The sequence below is a fragment of the Pseudomonas sp. NBRC 111131 genome (assembly GCF_001320525.1).
In the GTDB taxonomy this organism is placed as follows: domain Bacteria; phylum Pseudomonadota; class Gammaproteobacteria; order Pseudomonadales; family Pseudomonadaceae; genus Aquipseudomonas; species Aquipseudomonas ceruminis.
Map to the genome: position 1 here is coordinate 29,796 of NZ_BCBH01000005.1, position 20,350 is coordinate 50,145.

19 protein-coding genes and 1 pseudogene are annotated in these 20,350 nt (G+C 62.9%); 6 read left to right on the forward strand and 14 right to left on the reverse strand.

What is annotated here, in order from left to right:
* The first annotated feature begins 38 nt into the window (after nucleotides 1-38).
* Nucleotides 39-404 (forward strand): glutathione S-transferase N-terminal domain-containing protein, encoded by a 366-nt coding sequence (locus APH34_RS06805; protein ID WP_054900423.1) that lies wholly within the window; start codon nucleotides 39-41, stop codon nucleotides 402-404.
* 55 nt (nucleotides 405-459) lie between these two features.
* Here the strand turns inward: APH34_RS06805 and APH34_RS06810 are convergent, their stop codons facing one another.
* Complete coding sequence (locus APH34_RS06810) at nucleotides 460-1,062, reverse strand: glutathione S-transferase family protein (RefSeq protein ID WP_054900424.1); 603 nt, start codon at nucleotides 1,060-1,062, stop codon at nucleotides 460-462.
* 144 nt (nucleotides 1,063-1,206) lie between these two features.
* Between APH34_RS06810 and APH34_RS06815 the strand changes: the two genes are divergently transcribed.
* Nucleotides 1,207-2,397, forward strand: a complete 1,191-nt coding sequence (locus tag APH34_RS06815) for a benzoate/H(+) symporter BenE family transporter (protein WP_054900425.1) — start codon at nucleotides 1,207-1,209, stop codon at nucleotides 2,395-2,397.
* Between the two features lie 41 nt (nucleotides 2,398-2,438).
* On the opposite strand, the gene APH34_RS30280 is transcribed toward APH34_RS06815, so the two are convergent.
* The 3 genes and pseudogenes from APH34_RS30280 to APH34_RS06825 all read right to left on the reverse strand — a co-directional run bounded on the left by APH34_RS30280 (nucleotide 2,439) and on the right by APH34_RS06825 (nucleotide 5,893).
* The gene (locus tag APH34_RS30280; protein WP_371263298.1) at nucleotides 2,439-3,320 is read right to left on the reverse strand and encodes a methyl-accepting chemotaxis protein; all 882 of its coding nucleotides are present in this window, start codon (nucleotides 3,318-3,320) and stop codon (nucleotides 2,439-2,441) included.
* Nucleotides 3,300-4,379, reverse strand: a pseudogene (locus APH34_RS30285) (HAMP domain-containing protein); the annotation flags it as partial. The gene APH34_RS30280 and the pseudogene APH34_RS30285, both read right to left, overlap by 21 nt.
* A 116-nt stretch (nucleotides 4,380-4,495) precedes the next feature.
* Nucleotides 4,496-5,893 (reverse strand): PLP-dependent aminotransferase family protein, encoded by a 1,398-nt coding sequence (locus APH34_RS06825; RefSeq protein WP_054900427.1) that lies wholly within the window; start codon nucleotides 5,891-5,893, stop codon nucleotides 4,496-4,498.
* 42 nt (nucleotides 5,894-5,935) lie between these two features.
* Between APH34_RS06825 and APH34_RS06830 the strand changes: the two genes are divergently transcribed.
* Entirely contained in the window at nucleotides 5,936-7,192 is a 1,257-nt protein-coding gene (locus APH34_RS06830; protein WP_256215536.1) for an MFS transporter, read from the forward strand.
* 28 nt (nucleotides 7,193-7,220) lie between these two features.
* Here the strand turns inward: APH34_RS06830 and APH34_RS06835 are convergent, their stop codons facing one another.
* Nucleotides 7,221-7,982: an SDR family oxidoreductase gene (locus APH34_RS06835; protein WP_054900429.1), complete on the reverse strand. Its 762-nt coding sequence runs from the start codon at nucleotides 7,980-7,982 to the stop codon at nucleotides 7,221-7,223.
* A 210-nt stretch (nucleotides 7,983-8,192) separates the two neighbouring features.
* Here APH34_RS06835 and APH34_RS06840 point away from each other — a divergent pair, with 210 nt between their 5' ends.
* Nucleotides 8,193-9,194, forward strand: a complete 1,002-nt coding sequence (locus APH34_RS06840) for an NADP-dependent oxidoreductase (RefSeq protein WP_054900430.1) — start codon at nucleotides 8,193-8,195, stop codon at nucleotides 9,192-9,194.
* Between the two features lie 97 nt (nucleotides 9,195-9,291).
* Complete coding sequence (kdsA, locus tag APH34_RS06845; protein WP_054900431.1) at nucleotides 9,292-10,134, forward strand: 3-deoxy-8-phosphooctulonate synthase; 843 nt, start codon at nucleotides 9,292-9,294, stop codon at nucleotides 10,132-10,134.
* A 39-nt stretch (nucleotides 10,135-10,173) separates the two neighbouring features.
* Here kdsA and pyrF read toward each other — a convergent pair whose 3' ends face one another.
* The gene (gene pyrF, locus APH34_RS06850) at nucleotides 10,174-10,875 is read right to left on the reverse strand and encodes an orotidine-5'-phosphate decarboxylase (protein WP_054900432.1); all 702 of its coding nucleotides are present in this window, start codon (nucleotides 10,873-10,875) and stop codon (nucleotides 10,174-10,176) included.
* Between the two features lie 183 nt (nucleotides 10,876-11,058).
* On the opposite strand from pyrF, the gene APH34_RS28555 reads away from it, so the two are divergent.
* Entirely contained in the window at nucleotides 11,059-11,226 is a 168-nt protein-coding gene (locus APH34_RS28555) for a DUF2897 family protein (protein WP_082422733.1), read from the forward strand.
* 68 nt (nucleotides 11,227-11,294) lie between these two features.
* On the opposite strand, the gene APH34_RS06855 is transcribed toward APH34_RS28555, so the two are convergent.
* The 8 genes from APH34_RS06855 to gmd form a co-directional block, all read right to left on the reverse strand.
* Nucleotides 11,295-11,627, reverse strand: a complete 333-nt coding sequence (locus APH34_RS06855) for a ComEA family DNA-binding protein (RefSeq protein WP_054900433.1) — start codon at nucleotides 11,625-11,627, stop codon at nucleotides 11,295-11,297.
* A gap of 185 nt (nucleotides 11,628-11,812) precedes the next feature.
* A complete protein-coding gene (locus tag APH34_RS06860; protein ID WP_054900434.1) occupies nucleotides 11,813-13,822 on the reverse strand; it encodes a nucleoside-diphosphate sugar epimerase/dehydratase in 2,010 nt (669 codons plus the stop codon).
* 104 nt (nucleotides 13,823-13,926) lie between these two features.
* Entirely contained in the window at nucleotides 13,927-14,931 is a 1,005-nt protein-coding gene (locus tag APH34_RS06865; RefSeq protein ID WP_054900435.1) for a glycosyltransferase family 4 protein, read from the reverse strand.
* Nucleotides 14,928-15,896, reverse strand: a complete 969-nt coding sequence (locus APH34_RS06870; RefSeq protein WP_054900436.1) for an SDR family oxidoreductase — start codon at nucleotides 15,894-15,896, stop codon at nucleotides 14,928-14,930. Before APH34_RS06870 ends, APH34_RS06865 begins: the two co-directional genes overlap by 4 nt.
* A gap of 84 nt (nucleotides 15,897-15,980) precedes the next feature.
* A complete protein-coding gene (locus APH34_RS06875; protein WP_082422735.1) occupies nucleotides 15,981-17,099 on the reverse strand; it encodes a glycosyltransferase family 4 protein in 1,119 nt (372 codons plus the stop codon).
* A complete protein-coding gene (locus APH34_RS06880) occupies nucleotides 17,096-18,241 on the reverse strand; it encodes a glycosyltransferase family 1 protein (RefSeq protein WP_054900437.1) in 1,146 nt (381 codons plus the stop codon). Before APH34_RS06880 ends, APH34_RS06875 begins: the two co-directional genes overlap by 4 nt.
* On the reverse strand, nucleotides 18,238-19,134 hold the full coding sequence (locus APH34_RS06885) for a GDP-mannose 4,6-dehydratase (RefSeq protein WP_054900438.1): 897 nt from the start codon (nucleotides 19,132-19,134) through the stop codon (nucleotides 18,238-18,240). Before APH34_RS06885 ends, APH34_RS06880 begins: the two co-directional genes overlap by 4 nt.
* Nucleotides 19,134-20,165: a GDP-mannose 4,6-dehydratase gene (gene gmd, locus APH34_RS06890; RefSeq protein WP_054900439.1), complete on the reverse strand. Its 1,032-nt coding sequence runs from the start codon at nucleotides 20,163-20,165 to the stop codon at nucleotides 19,134-19,136. The genes APH34_RS06885 and gmd overlap by 1 nt, the downstream gene beginning before the upstream one ends.
* Nucleotides 20,166-20,350 lie beyond the last annotated feature (185 nt).

The window sequence follows — 20,350 nt, forward strand, 5'->3', positions numbered from 1 at the left end:
CCCTGTGGGGTCGGCTTTTTCATTTCAGGAGTTGCAACATGATCGTCAAAGCCTTGCGGGTCGGCCTCGGCCAGCTCATCGTGTTCGGCGACTGGATCAGCCGCCCGGCCAAGCGCAAGCGCGATGCCGCGGCACAGGCGCGTGTCGAGCAAGAGGCCAAGGGCCTTGCGCTGTACCAGTTCCATGCTTGCCCGTTCTGCGTGAAGACGCGGCGTACCCTGCACCGCTTGAACGTGCCGGTGGCGCTGCGCGATGCCAAGAACGATGCGGTGCACCGCCAGGCGCTGCTGGAAGGTGGCGGGCGGGTGAAAGTGCCGTGCCTGCGCATCGAAGAGGCAGGACAGGTGACCTGGATGTATGAATCCAAGGCCATCATTGCCTACCTGGACAAACGCTTTGCGTGATCGATAAAACGTGCTGCCCTATCGCCGCCGAGCTGGCGATAGGGCCAGTAACGCCTCAATCGACCATCGACACATGCCGAGGATGCGCGGCCACACGCTCCAGCCAGGCCCGCACCGCCGGGTAATCCGCCAGCTCGAAGCCACCCTGATGGGCCACATGGGTGTACGCATACAGCGCCACGTCGGCAATCGAGTACTGGTCACCGACCAGGTACGGCGTCATCTGCAACTGCCGCTCCATCACCTTCAGCGCCTTGTACCCACCCTTGTGCAGCTTGCGGTATTCCTCCACACGCTCGTCCGGCAAGCCCAGGTAGAACTGGATGAAACGCGCCACAGCAATGTATGGCTCATGGCTGTACTGCTCGAAGAACTGCCATTGCAGCACCTGGGTGCGCAAGCGTGGCTCGCTGGGCAGGAACTCGCTGCCATCGGCCAGGAAGTTGAGAATCGCGTTGGACTCCCACAGGTAGGTGCCGTCCTCGAGCTGCAGCACCGGCACCTTGCCGTTGGGGTTCATGGCCAGGAATTCGGGCGTTTCGGTCTCACCCTTGAGGATATCCACCGGATGCCATTCGTACGGACGGTCCAACAGGCTCAGCATCAGCTTGACCTTGTAGCAGTTGCCCGACTGGTAGTCGCCATAAACCTTGTACATCGCCCCTCCCCTCCCATGCAGTGAGCATTCGTGCCCAATAGTTGGCGACTGTACGGTTAAAAGCAATGCCTGCTGTATGGCAAAGATCAACCTTGGGCGCGGTAGTCTGCAAAAACTGCTTACACATGGACAAGGACCTACCCCATGACCGATGCCACCTCCGCACGCCTGCGGCCCCTGGCAGACAGCTCCCCTTCAGCAGTGGTCGCCGGTTTCATCGCCATGCTCACCGGCTATACCAGCTCGCTGGTGCTGATGTTCCAGGCCGGCCAAGCTGCCGGCCTGACCACGGCGCAGATTTCCTCGTGGATCTGGGCCCTGTCGATTGGCATGGCGGTTTGCAGCATCGGCTTGTCACTGCGCTACCGCACGCCCATCACCGTGGCCTGGTCGACGCCCGGCGCCGCCTTGCTGATTACCAGCCTGGGCGGGGTCAGTTATGGCGAAGCCATCGGCGCCTACATCACGTGCGCCGTGCTGGTGCTCATCTGTGGCCTGACCGGCAGTTTCGATCGCCTGGTCAAACGCATTCCGGCATCGCTGGCCTCGGCGCTGCTCGCCGGGATCCTGTTCAAGATCGGCAGCGAGATTTTCGTGGCGGCCCAGCACCGCACGCTGCTGGTGCTGGGCATGCTCTTCAGTTACCTGCTGGTCAAGCGCCTGTCGCCGCGGTACTGCGTACTGGCCGCCTTGCTAGTGGGCACGGCGCTCTCCGGCGCCCTCGGCCTGCTGGATTTCAGCGGCTTCGCGCTGGAAGTGGCGACACCGGTATGGACCACCCCGAGCTTCTCGCTGGCCGCGACCATCAGCATCGGGATCCCGCTGTTCGTGGTGGCCATGACATCGCAGAACATGCCCGGCGTGGCCGTGCTGCGCGCCGATGGCTACCAGGTGCCGGCCTCGCCGCTGATTTCGACCACCGGCTTTGCCTCGCTGCTGCTGGCGCCGTTCGGCTCGCACGGGGTCAACCTGGCGGCGATCAGTGCGGCCATCTGCACCGGGCCACATGCCCATGAAGACCCGAGCAAGCGCTATACCGCGGCGGTGTGGTGCGGGATCTTCTACGGCATTGCCGGGGTGTTCGGCGCAACGCTAGCGGCATTGTTCGCCGCGCTGCCCAAGGAGCTGGTGCTGTCGATCGCGGCGCTGGCATTGTTCGGCTCGATCATGAACGGCTTGACCGTGGCCATGGGCGAGGCGCGCGAGCGTGAGGCCGCGCTGATTACCTTCATGGTCACTGCGTCGGGGTTCACTCTGTTCTCGATCGGGTCAGCGTTCTGGGGGATCGTGGCAGGAGTAATCACCTTGCTGATCCTGAACCCGCGCAAAGCGTGATCACCCCACTGCTTGCACCGGCCACAGGGCCGGTGCAGCACTTACAACCGGAAGTGCCCCACCATGCCCTTCAAGTCGCTGCCCAACTGCGCCAGTTCGATGCTGGACCGGGCATTGCCCTGCATCGCCTGCGCCGCCTGATCGGCGCTGCCACGGATCTGCGTGACACTGCGGCTGATCTCTTCGGCCACCGAGCTCTGCTGCTCGGCCGCCGCAGCAATCTGCTGGTTCATTTGCTGGATCATGGACACTGCCGCAGCGATGCTGCCCAGGGCGCTCTCGGTATGCAGCGCATCGGCCACCGCCAGGCGCACCAGTTCGGTACTGCCACGAATCTGCGCCACCGACTGCTGGGCATTGCCACGCAGGCTGGCCACCAGCCGTTCGATCTCTTCGGTCGAGTGCCGGGTGCGCCGGGCCAATGCCCGCACCTCGTCGGCAACCACGGCAAAGCCGCGCCCCTGCTCACCGGCCCGGGCCGCTTCGATGGCGGCGTTGAGCGCCAGCAGGTTGGTCTGCTCGGCAACGCTTTTGATCACCTCCAGCACATCACCGATGGTATGAATTTCGGCACTGAGGCTATCGATACCGGCACTGGCGGCTTCTGCCGCCACCGCTAGCTGCTCGATGCGTTGCATGCTCTGGCGCACCACCACCTGGCCGGAGTCGACCTTGTCGTCGGCGGCCTGGGCTGCCAGCGCTGCCTCTTCGGCATTGCGCGCCACATCGTGCACCGTGGCGGTCATCTGCTGCATCGCGGTGGCCACCTGTTCGGTTTCTTCTTTCTGGCTACCCACTTCGCGGTTGGTCTGCTCCGTCACCGCCGACAGCGCCTGGGCACTCCCGGCCAACTGCTCGATACCCTGCTGCAGGCCGCTGACGATTCCCGACAGCCCCGCCGCCATCTGTTCGATGGCCTGCATCAACTGGCCGATCTCATCGTTACGCGGCGGCTCTGCCTCAAGGTTCAGTTCTCCCGCAGCGATACGCTGCGCCCGACCGATCACGCGCCTGAGCGGTGCGACCACCGCGCGGGTGATCAGCCAGGCCGCCAGCACGCCTACCACTAACGCCAGCCCGGTCGCCAGGGCGATGGCCACCGCATTGCGTGTCAGCTCGCCCTGCATGGCCAGTTCCTCACCGGCATACGCCTGGTCGACCTGGCGGGTGACCTGTTCAGCACGCGCCTGTAACTGGGCCTTGATGCCTTGCTCCTTGCCGAGCAGGTCGGTGTATTCGTTGAGTTTCTCGGAAAAGCTGCCAATGTGCCCGGCCACCTCACCGAGCACACTCTGGTAACCGGCATCGCCCACCGAGGCCTTGAGCTGTTCGACCAGTAGCGCAGCCTCCTCTGTCTGGGCGATGCGCGACTGGCCTTCACCCGCCTCGCCTTTGCGGCTTTTGTCCAGGCGCACCCGCGCCTCATCCATGGCCTGCAGCATCAACCGGGCAACCTGCGCCACTTGCGCGGCCTGCTCGAGAAACTCGCCGCCCTGCTGGCCTTGGGACTGCTTGAGGGTATACGTGCCATCGTCCGCCAAACCGGCCTGCAACACGTCGAGGTTATTGGCCACACTGGACACCGACCAGCTGGCCATGTCCAGCGCCAGCTCCTTGGCCTGCACCACCTCGACGAACGCTTCGAAGGCCTGGCCATACGCCGCCAGGTCCGCCTGCGCGGTTGCCAGCGCCGGCAGAATACGCGCGCGATCGCTCAGGTTTTGCAGGCCACTGCGCAAGGCATCGGCCTCCTGGGCGTCGGAGCGCAGGGCAAAGGCCTGTTCGTGCTGACGCAACCTGAGCAGGTCGGTATTGAACTGGCCCAGCTGACGCAGGCCATCGAAGCGCTGGCCGACCCCGTGCAAGGCAACAATGCCGATGCCCGCCACCGCCAAGGTCAGCAGCAATACCAGGGCAAAGCCCAGGCCCAGTTTGCGGGCCATGCCCAGGTTGGCCAGAACACCGTGCCTGCTCGCCACCATCGCCGATCCCCTTCGCTTTGTGCGGTTTCCCCGAAGGCCAAGCGTGGCAACTCGGACGCCCCGGCAACAAGACCTTGGCGGAAGAATGGTGTCAAATGGCTATACAGGCGTCGCTATCAGCTTGCTGAAGGTCGTCCTGCGTGCAAAAGGAAGGCTTGAGCGCGGGAATCCTGTCCATAGGCGACATTGATGCGTAGCCAGTCACTGCCGCACCCTTGGTAGTCGAACGCACTGCCGGGGGTGAGCAGTACGGCATGTTGCGTTGCCAGCCGTTCGAGGCTGGCGAAGTCACGCCCTGGCACCCGCGCCCAGACGAACATACCGCCATAGGGCTCGCAGAACACTTGCCAACCGTACTGCTCCAGTTGCCCAAGCAATTTGGCCATGTGCTGCCCCAGGCGCACCCGCAGGCGCTGGGTACTCTTGCGATAACTGCCGTTGGCGAGCATCTGCCCGACCACCTGCTCGGCAAAGCGTGAAGTGCCGATGCCGCTGACCATTTTCAGCTCGGCCAGGCGCGCCAGCAATGGCGCATCGGCCACCAGGTAGCCCACCCGCAGCGAACTGCTCAGGGTCTTGGAAAAGCTGGCCATGTAGATGACCCGTTGTTCACTGTCGAGGGTGGCCAGGCGGGTGGCCGGGCCTTCCTGGAAGTCCGCGTAGATATCGTCTTCGATGATGCGCACATCGTGCTCACGGGCCAGTTCCAACAGGCGGTAAGCCACTTTGGGCGTCAGGCTGGTGCCGGTCGGGTTCTGGTACAGGCTGTTGATGAACAGGCAGCGGGGACGGTGCTCGGCCAGCAGTTGCTCGAGCACGGCCACGTCCGGGCCGGCGACCGTGCGCGGTACGGGCAGCATGCGCACCTGGTGCTGGCGCAGCAAGTTGTACAGGTTGTAATAGCCTGGGTTTTCCACCAGCACCGTGTCGCCGGGGCACAGCAGCGTGCGCACCAGCAGGTCGAGGCCATGGCTGGCGCCCTGGGTGGTGAGGATACGCTCCGGGCCGGCAGCAATGTCCAGCCGCGCCAGACGCTTGTGCAGTTGCAGGCGTAGCTGGGCCAAGCCCATGGGCGGGCAATAGTCGAACAGATCCTGCGGGTTGCCGCGGCTGACCTGGCGTATGGCCTGGGCCAACTCGGCCTCCGCCCGCCACGCGGTGGGCAGCCAGCCACAGCCCAGTTTGAGCACCTCATCATGGCCTTCGCGAAACTGCCGCCAACTGCCATCGCCGGCCTCGCCCCACACGGGTTGGTCATCCACCGCCAGCCCTGGTTTGCGTTCAGCGACGAAAAAACCGGTGCCGTGGCGCGCCTCGAGCCAGCCGCTGGCGACCAGACGGTCGTAGGCCTCGATCACACAGGACGCACTGATCGCCTGAGTACTTGCCAGGGTGCGGATCGAGGGGAGACGCGCGCCGGGGCGCAGACGTTGCTGCTCGATCCAGGCTTGCAGGTGGTTGGTGAGTTGCTGCACCAGAGGGATTGGGCTTTGGCGGTCGAGGGGAACGTGCATGGCGTGAGTGTTCGGCGGTTTTGAGCGAACAGTTAAGCATAAATGGGGCGGTGCTGTGTCTTGTTGGCGGGCAGAGCAAGCAGCACTGTTGCCCGTACCTACATCCCAGTACTCCAGGAATACTCCATGCCCCCACGCTCCAACCCTGCCCTGCTGGCCTTTGCCCTGTGCTTGATCACCCTGGCCGTGAACCTGCAGGCCCCGCTCTATATCACCTACGCCGACCTCTGCGGCCAGGGCGCCGCCGCCACCGCCGTGGCCTTCTCCGGTTATGTCCTGGGCGTATTGCCTGTGCTGCTTGCTCTGGGCGGGCTGGCCGATCGGGTGGGGCGCCGACCGCTGATTATCGCTGCACTGTTGCTGTCGATGGTCGCCACGGTGCTCATGCTGCTGGCCCCTGGCCTGAAAACCCTTGGCCTGGCCCGCCTGTTCCTGGGCCTGGGCACCGGCCTTGCCTCGGCCACGGCAACCGCCTACATGGGCGAGCTGATGGGGGCCGACAGCAGCGGCCGGGCCGCCAACTGGGTAACCGCCAGCACCTCGCTGGGTTTTGGCCTGGGCGCGGCGCTGACCAGCCTGTTCCTGCTTAGCGGCCCGAGCCTGACCCCTGGCAGCTTCCACGTGCAGCTGTTGCTCGCCGCCGTGGCCGTGATGCTGGTATGGCGCCTGCCCGACCCGCGCCCGGCGCAACGCAGCGCCATGCTGCGCCTGCCCTTCTATCCCAAGGGCAGCGTGGTATACGGGCTGGCCATCCTGCTTGCCTGGGCTTGCGTCGGCCTGGTCATCGCGTTGCTGCCAGGGATACTGCGCCAACACGGCCTGAGCGCCTGGTCTGGCTTTTCGACCTTTTGCGTGATCAGCTGCGGCCTGCTGTTCCAGCCACTGGCACGGCGCCTGGCCAGTGTGAGGGCCACCCTGCTGGGCCTGGCGATCCTGCCCTGCAGCTACGCGCTGCTGGCCTGGGGCGCCGAGCGGGGCCACCTGGCTGCGGTGCTGTTCGGCGCGGTGGCGGCCAGCAGTGCGTGCTATGGCTTCATTTACCTGGGCGGGCTGGCGGCGGTGAACCAGTTGGCCGGTAGCGAGAAAACCCGAGCCAGCGCTGGGTTCTTCTTGTTGGCATACCTGGGGTTCAGTGTGCCGGTGATCTTTACCGGGTTGCTGAGTGACCGGCTGGGATCGGGCCTGGCCTTGCTGATGTTTGGCGGGGTGCTGGTGTGTGGCTGTGTGGCTGTGGCGTTGGTCTTGAGGTTACCGGCAACCCTGTCGCCGGCAAGCCGTCTCCCGCAGGCACCCCGCTGACCTCACGCCTGGTGGCGACTGGCCTGGGTCAGATCGCCGTCGCGCCACCGTCCACCGTCAAGCTATGCCCCGTGGTGAATGCAGCCCCATCACTGCACAGGTACAGCACCGCGCTGGCAATTTCTTCCACTTTGCCGATGCGCCCGACCGGGTGCATGGCGGCCGCGAACTCGGCCTTGCGCGGGTCGGCCTCGTACGCACGGCGGAACATGTCGGTGTCGATCACGGCCGGGCACACCGCATTCACCCGGATGCCCTTCTTGGCGTATTCGATGGCCGCCGATTTGGTCAGGCCGATCACCGCATGCTTGGAGGCGCTGTAGATACTCATCTTCGGCGCCGCCCCCAAACCTGCCACCGAGGCGGTGTTGACGATCGCACCGCCTCCCTGGGCCAGCAGCAGCGGCAGTTGATACTTCATGCACAACCACACACCTTTGACGTTGACGCCCATGATGGCGTCGAACTCCGCCTCACTGCCCTCGGCCAAGCGGTGCTGCTCGATCTCGATGCCGGCATTGTTGAAGGCATAGTCCAGCCGGCCATAGGCCTGGATGGCTTGCTGGTGCAACTGACGCACATCGGCCTCCCTGGTGACGTCGCAGGCCACGAACAGCGCCTCGCCATCCGCTTCACGAATCAGCGCCACCGTCGCCTCGCCCCCCACGGGGTCCAGGTCGGCCACCACCACCTTCAGGCCCTCGCGGGCAAACGCCACCGCCGTCGCCCGGCCGATGCCTGCCGCACCGCCGGTGACCAGGGCTACCTGGCCGGAAAAGGTCATGCTCATGTTCTGCTCCTGAAGGGGGTGGGGCGCTAATCGGCTCAGCGCTGCCTGGGCGGCCTTGGTGTCTAGGCTGAGTCTAGCCAGGGCACCGCCCGGCTGGGCAGCATCATCACACCAGCGGTTGAGCTACCATGCTTATCAGTGATTTTGCAGACCTACTGGCATCACCACGTTAAATTGCCCTTACTCTTTCCTGCCCACAAGGACCCTGCCATGACCCAGACCAATCGCCGCTTCCTGCTCGCCAAACGCCCGGTCGGCGCCGTGCGCCGCGATGATTTCACCTTCGAGACGGTACCCGCCCAAGCCCCGGGTGACGGCCAGGTGCAAGTACGCAACCTGTACCTGTCGCTGGACCCGGCCATGCGTGGCTGGATGAATGAAGGCAAGTCGTACATCCCGCCGGTCGCCCTCGGCGAGGTGATGCGCGCCCTGGGCGTGGGTGAAGTGGTGGCGTCCAACCACCCAGGCTACAAACCCGGCGACCACGTCAGCGGCGTGCTGGGCGTGCAAGACTATTTCACCGGCGAACCCCAGGGCCTGTACAAGATCGACCCTGACCTGGCCCCCCTGCCCCGCTACCTTTCAGCCCTCGGCATGACCGGCATGACCGCCTACTTCGCCTTGCTCGACGTCGGCCAGCCCAAGGCCGGTGACACCGTGGTCATCTCCGGCGCTGCCGGAGCGGTGGGCAGCATCGTCGGCCAGATCGCCAAAATCAAAGGCTGCCATGTGGTCGGCATCGCCGGCGGAGCGCAGAAGTGCCAATACCTCAAGGACGAACTGGGCTTCGATGGCGTGATTGACTACAAGGCCGAAGCGGTGCTCGACGGCCTCAAACGCGAATGCCCCAAGGGTGTCGATGTCTACTTCGATAACGTGGGCGGCGAGATCCTCGACGCCGTGCTGACCCGCATCAACTTCAAGGCCCGCATCGTGATCTGCGGGGCGATCAGCCAGTACAACAACAAGGAAGCGGTCAAAGGGCCGGCCAACTACCTGGCACTGTTGGTGAACCGCGCGCGGATGGAAGGCTTCGTGGTGACGGACCACACCAAGGAGTATGGCAAGGCGGTGCAGGAAATCGCCGGATGGCTGGCCAGTGGCAAGGTCAAGAGCAAGGAGGATGTGGTGGAGGGGCTGGAAACCTTCCCGGAGACGTTGCTCAAGCTGTTCAGCGGGGAGAACTTCGGCAAGTTGGTGTTGAAGGTTTGAGAATGGGTTGAATCAGTCCCTGTCAGGAAATACAAACCGCAGAGGCTGAATCTAGTAAGATTCAGCCTCGCACCTTATGGGATTTGCAGAGTAGACCATGATCAAGATCACCCCAACCATCGAGTGCTCCAACACCGCGCCCTTCGTGCTGTTCGGCGGCATCAACGTCCTCGAGTCCGAAGACCTTGCCCTGAGGGCCTGTGAAGCGTACGTGCGCGTCACTCAGAAACTGGGCATCCCCTACGTCTTCAAAGCCAGCTTCGACAAAGCCAACCGCTCCTCGATCCACTCCTACCGTGGCCCAGGCCTGGAAGAAGGCCTGCGCATCTTCGAAAACGTGAAAGCAGCGTTCGGCGTGCCGATCATCACTGACGTTCACGAAATCCACCAGGCCGCGCCAGTGGCCGAGGTGGTCGACGTGCTGCAACTGCCTGCGTTCCTGGCCCGCCAGACGGACCTGGTCATCGCTTTGGCCAAGACCGGCAAGCCTGTCAACATCAAGAAGCCTCAGTTCCTGAGCCCTTCGCAAATGCAGAACATCGTGCAGAAGTTCAAGGAAGCCGGTAACGACCAGCTCATCCTGTGCGACCGCGGCACCTGCATGGGCTATGACAACCTGGTGGTCGACATGCTTGGCTTCGGCGTAATGAAACGCACGTGCGACAACCTGCCGATCATCTTCGACGTGACCCACGCCCTGCAGAACCGCGATCCATCCGGCGCCGCTTCCGGTGGCCGTCGCGAACAGGTCGTGGACCTGGCCCGCGCCGGCATGGGCGTTGGCCTGGCGGGCCTGTTCTTGGAAGCCCACCCGAACCCGGACCAAGCCAAGTGCGATGGCCCAAGCGCCCTGCCGCTGGACAAGCTGGAGCCCTTCCTGACGCAGATCAAGGCGCTGGATGACCTGGTGAAGTCGTTCCCGCCGCTGGTGATTGCCTGAAATGAAAAGGGGCTGCACTGCAGCCCCTTTGGGTATGGATCAGCCGCGAATTTCGGCCACCACCGCCGCCAGTGCTTGCGCCGGGTCTGGCGCCTGGCTGATCGGGCGGCCGATCACCAAGTAATCGGAGCCGGCATCCAATGCCTGACGTGGCGTCAGGATGCGGCGTTGGTCGTCCTGGGCACTGCCCGCCGGGCGAATACCTGGGGTAACCAGTTGCAGCGACGGGTGCGCTGCCTTCAGTGCCGGGGCTTCGAGTGCCGAGCAAACCAAGCCGTCCATGCCCGCCTTTTCGGCCAACGCGGCCAGGCGCAGCACCTGCTCCTGCGGCTCGATATCCAGGCCAATGCCTGCCAGGTCCTCGCGCTCCATGCTGGTCAGCACGGTCACACCGATCAGCAGAGGTTGCGGGCCGCTACGCTTGGCCAGTTCTTCGCGGCAGGCCGACATCATGCGCAGGCCCCCGGAGCAATGCACGTTGACCATCCACACGCCCATCTCGGCCGCTGCCTTGACCGCCATGGCGGTGGTGTTGGGAATGTCGTGGAACTTGAGGTCGAGGAACACCTCGAAGCCCTTCGCGCACAGGGTTTCGACAATGCCGGCAGCGCTGCTGGTGAACAGCTCCTTGCCAACTTTTACCCGGCACAGCGCGGGGTCAAGCTGGTCGGCCAGTTTCAGGGCGGCGTCACGGGTAGGGAAATCCAGGGCGACGATCAGGGGCGTCTGGCAGGCGGACATGTCGAGGTCTCTTTGGCAAGTCGAAAACGGCGCGCATTGTAAACGAAGTAGGGGTGCCTTTGGGGGCCGCAGGTCACGAGATTTGGCCAGGTAGCGTATGGCTCCTATAATTGAACCAACGAATACGGCAATCGCTCATAGTTGATATAGGCGATGCGGTAGACGATGACAGGAGATAAACACATGCCTTGGTATGCCTGGCTGATACTCATCATAGCCCTCGGCTCGATTGTCGGCGGGCTGATGATGTTGCGGGATACGGCAAAGAAGCTGCCCTTGACCGAAGAGCAGCTTAAGAAGGTGCATGAGCGCAATGCGCAAGCGGATGCCCAGGACGGGCAGGACCGCTAGTTTCCCTTCGCTGGCAAGGGCGGCCCCTGAGGCGAAGGGGCCGCGTTGGTACAGTGCCGTTAGACGTTCTACTCCACCCTCAACTTGTCGCGATTGCGCTCCAGCAGCGCATTGCCGATGCCCTTGATCTCCAGCAGTTCATCTACCGAAGCGAACGGGCCGTTGGCATCCCGGTAAGCGATGATGGCCTCGGCTTTTGCCTTGCCGATGCCGTTGAGCGCCTTCTGTAACGTCGGTGCGTCAGCATCGTTGAGGTTCAGCTGGGCAGCAGGGGCCGCGATTTGCGACACCTGGGGTACCGGTTGTGCCATGGCGGCGCTGTCGGCCGGTGCCGCACTGAGGGAAAAAGACAGGCCGGCGAACAACGGCAGAAACAGGTAGGACAGAACGGTATTACGCATTTCGGACACTCCTTCGAGTCTGATTACGAGGCAGCGTTTCCTTAGCTGCCCCGTAAAACTAGCGACTTGAGGGAGGTTGAGAAAGTGCGATGAACAACCGATTAGTTACCAAATCGAACAGCCGACAGCGCCAAATGAAACGCCCTGTAGGAGAGCGCCGCAAAGCATGAAGGTGCCTTCTGCGCTTACCGATCCTGGCGCTGCTGCTGGTAAACCCAATCGACGATCTCCCCTTCCGGCGCATAGCCGCTGACCAGCTCGCGCAGCAGTTGCCGCACCCGGGTGAAGTCATCCTCCGCCACCGCCTTGAACAACGTGCCCAGGCGCTCCCTCAACAGGTCCCAGGCGACGTAGTCTTCGTTGGCGGCCATGATCATCGGGTGCGCGGTAGGGGAAACATCATCGCCAATCAGCAGTTCTTCATAGAGCTTCTCACCGGGGCGCAGCCCGCTGAATTCGATAGCGATGTCGCCATGGGGGTTACTCGCGTTACGCACACTGAAACCGGACAGGTGAATCATTTTTTCCGCCAGTTCCACGATCTTTACCGGTTCGCCCATATCCAGCACGAACACATCACCGCCCTGCCCCATGGCACCGGCCTGAACGACCAACTGCGCCGCCTCGGGGATGGTCATGAAGTAACGCGTGATCTTGGGGTGGGTAACCGTCAGTGGGCCACCGGCTTTGATTTGCTGGTGGAACAACGGAATCACCGAGCCCGAGGAGCCCAGCACATTGCCGAACCGCACCATGGTGAAGCGGGTTTTGTTCACGCGTGAAATCTTGCCACTGTCACCGTACATCACCGGCGCCGCTTCGCGGCTCAGCGCTTGCAGAATCAGCTCGGAAAGCCGTTTGGAGCTGCCCATCACATTGGTCGGGCGCACGGCCTTGTCGGTGGAGATGAGCACGAAGTTGGCCACGCCCGATTGCAGGGCCGCCTGCGCGGTGCAGAGGGTGCCAAACACGTTGTTCAGAATGCCCTCCGCCACGTTGTGTTCGACCATCGGCACATGTTTGTAGGCGGCGGCATGGTAGACCGTGTCCACCTGCCAGGTGCTCATCACATCGGCCAGATGATGCTGATTACGCACCGAGCCCAGTATCGGCAGCAGGCGCACCGACAGCGATTCCCGCGCCGCGCGCTGTTCCAGTTCACTGAGGATGCTGTACAGGTTGAACTCGCTGTGATCGAACAGCAGCAAGGTCGTTGGCCCCGACCCGATGATCTGACGGCACAACTCGGCGCCGATCGAGCCCCCCGCACCGGTCACCAGCACGGTTTGATTCTTGATGCAGCGTTCCAGCAACTCTTCCTGCGCGGGCACCGGGTCGCGCCCCAGTAAATCGGCAATGTCGACGTCCTGAATGTCGTCGACTTTCACCCGCCCGCTGGCCAGGTCGGCAAATGCCGGCACACTGCGCACATGCAAAGGGTACGGCTCGAGGAACGCGAGGATCTCCTTGCGGCGGGCCCGTGAGGCCGATGGCAGTGCCAGCAGGATTTCCTGCGCCCCGGTTTCCTTGATCATCTGTTCAAGGTGCTTGGGCTTGTACACCTGCAGGCCGGAGATAACCCGGTTGGCAAGGTCGCCATCATCGTCGATGAATGCAACAGGCCGCATCGCCCGCCCCATGCGCAACGCTGCCAACAGTTGATTGCCGGCTGTGCCGGCGCCATAGATAGCGACCCTGACCTGGCCATCATCGCGGTTGGCGAAAGGAATCTGGTGGGCACCGGTAAACCAGTCCCCCAAAAAATACTGGCGCATGATCAGGCGCAGGCCACCGATGATCACCAGGCTCAGCCACCAATAGTTGAAGATGATCGAGCGCGGCACGATGACTTTGTGGTTGCTGTACCAATACACCACCACCGCAAGAATCAGCGAGGACAAGGTGACAGCCTTGATAATGGCGATCAGCGCATCATTGCCGAAGTAGCGCATCACCGCCCGGTACATGCCAAAACGGATGAACAACGGGATTGCAACTGCTGGGGCTGCCAGGAACAGCCACGTGTGTTCGACGATAGGGTTGTACATCTCATCGATACCCAAGCGCACGATGAACGACAACCACAAGGCGAACCAGATCAGCAGGACGTCAGTGCACACCTGTATCAGGCGCTTCTGCCGTCGAGACAGGTTCACCAGGTACTGGCGGACCCTGTCTTTGCTCGCTTCACTCATCCGGTTCTCCTGTTTTGCAAATCGCCCTGATCATAGGGCCGTTGGCCTGCCAGCCAAACCGCACATTCAACACCTTTGTGCGAAGCCCAATCCGTCCGGCCATGTTACTCACGTTTACCTGCACGATATTTGATCGCCAGCAGTGTAAGAGGCCCATAGGCCACCAAGGTTCCCACTGCACCATCGAGTTGCAGTACCACCACCGCAACGGCAATGGGCAGCAACCAGCCAAGGTTGATGGCTGCCACGGCCAGGCTTACAGGCAAATGGCTGCCGTACTGGCGCGACGCATGCTGGTAGGCGTGACTGCGATGGGCCTCATAGACCTTTTCGCCACGTAACAGACGCCGAACCAGGGTGAACGTGGCATCGACCACGAATACACCCAAAAGTATTAACCACCCCCAGAAGAGTAGCGGGTTTATCCAGCCTGCCTGCAACGCCAGCAAACCCAGCACGATCCCCAGGAAACCACTGCCCGCATCGCCCATGAAAATCCGGGCCGGGGGGAAGTTCCAGAACAGGAACCCCGCCACCGTCGCCGCCAGCAGCAGCGGTAGCCAGAGTGCCTGGGTATTGCCTGTAAGCCAGTACAGCAGGCAGCCACCCAAACAGGCACAAATGGCCTCAATGCTGGCCAGCCCATCGATGCCGTCCATGAAATTGTAGAGATTGAGCAACCACACCAGGTACAACGCCCCGAGCATCGCGCCTAGCCAGGCCAAGTCCAGCTGCAGCCCGAACAGCGTGAGCGGGGGCATACCCCCAAGCCAGTACAACCCCCACCCTGCTGCCAGGAAATGCCCGAGCAAGCGCCAACGGGCGGCGATGTGGCCGTGGTCGTCCATGAAGCCGATCAGCGCAACCAGGCCTGCGGCCCCCAAAACACCGACCAGCAGCGCCGTTGGCACTACCCCGCTCCAGCCCAGCACCAGCATGGCGATCAGGAATGACACGACAAACGCCACGCCGCCACCGCGTGGTGTTGGCAAGGTGTGCGAACTGCGGGCGTTGGGTATGTCCAGCAGGCTGCGGGACAAGGCGTAACGGCGCAGCGCTGCGGTCATTGCCAGGGAGGCGAGGCCTGCGGCCAGAATCAGCCAGCTCATGAATGATGGGTATCCAGGAAAGATCGAGCGGTCATGTTCAGTCCTTGCTCAACTGAGCAGGGCGGGGTCCAGCCCAGCACCTCGCGGTTCTTGGCGATGTCCACCTGCAATGAACCCAGCAGGCGCTGGGCAAGGTCGCCACGACCCAGCAGCCCTGCCGTCACGCGCAGCAAGCCAGGCGGGACGGGCAGCAAACGTGCCGGGCGACCTAGTGCACGGCCCAAGGTACGCAGCAGCCGGCTCAACGAGACATCGTCGCCGTCGCTTGCCAGGAACGTTTGGTTGGCAGCCTGGGGATGGTCGATGCAAGTCACGATCAGGTCGACCAGGTTGTCTATGCCCACCAGGCTGCGGCGGTTATCCACGGCCCCGAACGGCAGCGGCACGCCGCGGTGTACCCAGCGCATCATGCTCTGGAAGTTGGCTTTGACGCCTGGCCCATAAACCAGTACCGGGCGGATCACCACCACTTGCATGCCAGTGGCCGCGGCCAACTGGTGCAAACCCTGCTCTGCTTCGTGCTTGGAGATGCCATAGGCATCCTGGGGTGCCGGCAGGTCGTCTGCACACACGGGCTGGCCCGGCTGGCTGAGTTCACCGTTGACCTTGATCGAACTGATGAAGATAAAGCGCCGCACGCCGGCTGCTGCCGCCTGACGGGCCAGGCTCAGGGTACCTTCGACATTGACACGGCGAAACTCGGCCAGGCTGTCGGCGGCGGTTTCCTGCATCACATGCACGCGCGCTGCGGCATGCACCACTGCATCGACACTGGCGAGGGCCGGCGCCCAATCGGTTGACGCAGTCATTTCGCCCACGGCTACGCCCGCGATCTCGGCCGGGCCGGTGCCGCCCGTGCGCAACGCCGCACGGGCGGCATAGTCGCCCAGTGTGCCAAGCTTGCGGCATACAGCACTGCCAACGAAACCGCTGGCACCGGTGACAAGAATGGTGCGTCTATCCATGAGTGATCATCCAGCCCGTGGGCATTACAAGCATCGACTGGCGGGCAAACCCGCTCCCACCGGCCCCCGCACAATCAAACAAGGTTACCTGCCCTTCAACAGGCTGCGGTAAAGCTCGGCATAGGCGCTGACCATGGCAGGCGCCGTGAACACCTCTTCATAACGCTGCTGCGCCTTGGCGCCCATGGCCTGTGCCATGGCCGGGTCAGCCCACAGACGCTGCATGGCCTGCGCCAGCGCGCCGGCATCGCGGGGCGGCACCACCAGGCCGGTCTGGTCGGCCAGGTTGATGAAGGTGGTACCCGAGCCCATCTCGCAGGAGATCAGCGGCTTGCCGTACATCGCCGCCTCCAGCAACGAGATGCCGAACGACTCGGAGCGCAGGTGCGACGGGAACACGAAGCCGTAGCACAGTTCCAGCAGCGCGGCCTTGTCGTCGTCAGGCAACCCGCCAAGAAAATGCACATGGCTCAGGCCCAGCGCGGCAGCTTGCTGCTTGAGTTCGGCCTCCAGGAAGCCGCCGCCCATTATCACTACCGGCAAGCCGTTTATTTTCGCGGCTTGCAGCAGGTAGTCCAGGCCCTTGTAGTAGCGCAACGCGCCAACGAACAGGAAAAACCGCTCGCCCAGCCGTGCCCGCCAATACGCCAGCTTTTCGACGGACGCCTTGGGGTACGTTGCCCGGTCCAGGCCATAGGGGATGATCGCAACCTTGTCCTTGAAGCGCGTGAGCACCGGGCTGTGGGCCGCGTAGTTGGGCGACGAGGCAACCACCCTGTCGACGCTGGAGAAGAAGCGGTTCATCAGCGGCTGGTAGAGCTTGAGCAGCCACTTCTGCTTGACGATATCCGAGTGGTAGCTCACCACGGTGGGCTTGTTCAGCCGCGTGATGAAATGCACCAGGTCCATGTAGGGCCAGGGGAAATGGTAATGCACGATGTCTGCCTGCCTGGCCAGCTCGGCAAAGTCCTTGAGCGCCGACAGCGAGAAACCGGTAGACGCCAGGTGCAGGTCGAGCTTGGCGCGGTGGGTCAGGTGGTTGCCCACCGGTTCCCCGCGTGCAGCCCCGCGGTTGCTGAGGTACAACACCTGCGAATCGATACCTTGTGCCCGGCCACCTTCGGCGATCTGGAAAATGACCTGCTCGATACCGCCCATGGAGTCCGGGTAGTAGGTCTTGAAAAAGTGCAGCACCTTGATCATCGGCCCTCCTTGACCTTCTGGTACACCTCGAGGGTGGCCTGGGTGCAGCGCTCCCACGAGAACCCGCTGGCATGGCGCAAGCCCTGCGCCACGGCTGCCGCACGCCAGCTTTCATCTTCCAGCCCCTGTTGCAGCAACGCAGTGAGGGCATCCACGTCATCGGGCGCACACATCAATGCGGCCTCGCCGGCCACTTCAGGCAGCGACGAACTGTTGGAGCACACCACCGGCACGCCCGAACTCATGGCTTCAAGCACTGGCAGACCAAAGCCTTCGTAGTGCGATGGGAAGGTGAACAGGCGTGCGCCGGCAAACAGCAGCGGCAGGTCTTGGCTGGGCGCAAAGCCCAGGTAGCGCGCCCAGCCTTGCTGCTGCGCCTGGGCGATACGTGCATGAATCGCGTCGCTGCGCCAACCATGGTAGCCGGTGAGGATCAACGGCCAACGCTGACGCAACGCCAGCGGCAGCCTGCCGTAGGCGTCCAGCAAGGTTTCCAGGTTCTTGCGCGGCTCAATGGTGCCGACGAACAGGCTGTAGCCACCCGGTTGCAGGCCATGGCGCGCGAGGGTTTCGCGCAGCGCCTCAGGGCTGCGTGGGTAGAACTCCGGGGAGCTGGCCAGCGGGATGGCATGAATACGCTCGATGGGCCAGGCGAAATAATCGGCCAGCTCCTGCCGGGTATAGCGCGAGTCGGTGATCAGCGCATCGGCACGCTCAAGCGTGAGCCTGAGCTCTTTCTGCAGGTAACGGGCAACCTGCGGCGCGTGGCAATGCGCCCACGTAAACGGCGACAGGTCATGGAAGGTGGCCACGCTGCGGCCAGCGAACGGCGGCAGGTAGTAGTTGGGGCTGTGGTAGATGTACTCGTCATACCCTTGCAGCGCCCGCTTGCGCAAATACGGCATCAGCCGCCGATAGGCTTCCACAGCCAATGCGTTTTTCTGCACAAGGCGCTTGAGCCCATGCACGGCATCGGACTGCTCCGAGGGTGTGGGCAGGCCTGGTAGAAAGCGTCGGCCGGCAAACAGCCGCAGGTCGGTGACTTCGCTACTGCGCTGCAGCCGCGAGGCCAGCTCGTAGGTGTAGCGGCCAATGCCGGTCAGTGGGAAACGGACCGGCTCGACGGATAGAATGAGCTTCATTTACCCGCAAGCATCCATCCCAGGGTTTCATCCAGCGAAGGGGTTTGCCACCCCGGTACCAGCCCTCGCAGCCGGGCATTGTCGCCGCAGAGGGTCTTGACCTCGTTGGCCCGCACGAACGCGGGGTTCACCTGCACTTCGATCGAGTGCCCGGTAATGGCCGTGCATTTGGCGATGACTTCGCGCAGCGAATGGGTGTGCCCGGAGCTGACGTTCACCGTCTGCCCCAGCGGGCGCGCTTCGATCAGCCCGCGGTAGGCCTGGACCACTGCACGCACGTCGCTGAAATCGCGCCATACGTCGAGGTTGCCCAGTTCGATAGTGTCGGCCTTGCGGTGAAAGTGCGAGACGATCTTGGGCAGCAGGAAGTTTTCTGCCTGCCCAACACCGGTGTAATTGAAGGGACGCGCGATGACGATCGGCAGGCGATCGCACCACAAACGCGCCATGTATTCCATGGCCAGCTTGCTGACCGCGTAATCATTGGCTGGCGCGGGCGGCGTCTGCTCGTCGAGCATCCCCTCGGAAACGTTGCCATATACATTGGCACTGCTGGCAAGCAACACACATTCAGGTGCCTTGCCACAAGCAGCGATGGCTTCGAGCAGGTTGCGCGTGCCCAGCAGGTTGACCTGGTAAAACGCATCGGCAGCGCCATGCCCGACAAATGCAATGGCAGCCAGATGCACGATGACATCTGGCTGCACTTCGGCCAACAATGCGCGCAAGCCCAGGCCGTCAGTAAGATCGACCTGGTGGTAATCCGGGGCATCCAGCGCTTGGCTGCCCGTGCCGATTACCTCATAGCCACTGGCTCGCAACTCGTCCGCCATGTAGCGGCCGGTGAAGCCCTGAACCCCTGTGATAAGCGCGCGTTTGTTGGCCTTTTGCATCAGAACGAGAACCCTTTTTCGTTACGACGCAGGTCGGCTTCGACCATCATGCGGCACAGCTCTTCAAGACTGGTCTTGGGCTCCCAGCCCAGCACTTGCTTGGCCTTGGCCGGGTTGCCGATCAGCAGTTCGACTTCGGCTGGGCGGTAGAATTTCGGGTTGATGACGACCAGCACCTTGCCAGTGGCGGCGCAGGTGCCCTGCTCTGCCTCGTCCTTGCCGCTCCACTTGATTTCGATGCCCGCGGCCTTAAAGGCCATGGTGACGAAGTCGCGTACGGTTTCGGTACGGTTGGTGGCCAGCACGAAGGTGTCCGGCTCGTCAGCCTGCAGCATGCGCCACATGCCTTCGACGTATTCCTTGGCAAAGCCCCAGTCGCGCTTGGCGTCGAGGTTGCCCAGTTCGAGTTTGTCGAGCAGGCCGAGTTTGATCTTGGCAACCGAGTCGGTGATCTTGCGGGTCACGAACTCACGGCCGCGCAGCGGCGACTCGTGGTTGAACAGGATGCCGCTGGTGGCAAAGATGTTGTACGACTCACGGTAGTTGATGGTCATCCAGTGGGCGTACAGCTTGGCCACGCCGTAGGGGCTGCGCGGGTAGAACGGGGTGGTTTCGACCTGCGGGATTTCCTGGACCTTACCGAACATTTCCGAGGTGGACGCCTGGTAGAAGCGTACCTTCGGGTTGACGATGCGGATCGCTTCGAGCAGGTTCACGGCGCCCAGGCCGGTGATTTCAGCGGTAGTCAGCGGCTGCTCGAACGAAACACCCACGAAGCTTTGCGCAGCGAGGTTGTAGACCTCGGTGGCTTCGGTGGTTTGCAGCAGGCGGATGCTGGCCGACAGGTCGGTGAGGTCGTATTCGACCAGGTGCAGGTTGGGGTTAGTGTGGATCCCCAATTCCTCAATGCGCCAGAAATTGACCGAGCTGGTACGGCGGTAGGTGCCATAGACTGTATAGCCCTTTTCCAGCAGCAGTTCTGCCAGGTAGGCGCCGTCTTGACCAGTGATCCCAGTGACGATTGCTTTCATGCGACTTAACCAACTCCGATAGTGCCGTACGGGCATGTGTGATTATTAGACCCGGCGCGAGCGATTCCTGCCGCGCACGTGAAGGTTCGATGTCGGAGTATACATCTGTTGGGCAGTGTGCTCGACTCAGAAAAGACTGACGTAGGCCAGCGGGGAGCGTTTCCTCCGTGCGTGGCCTTTCTACA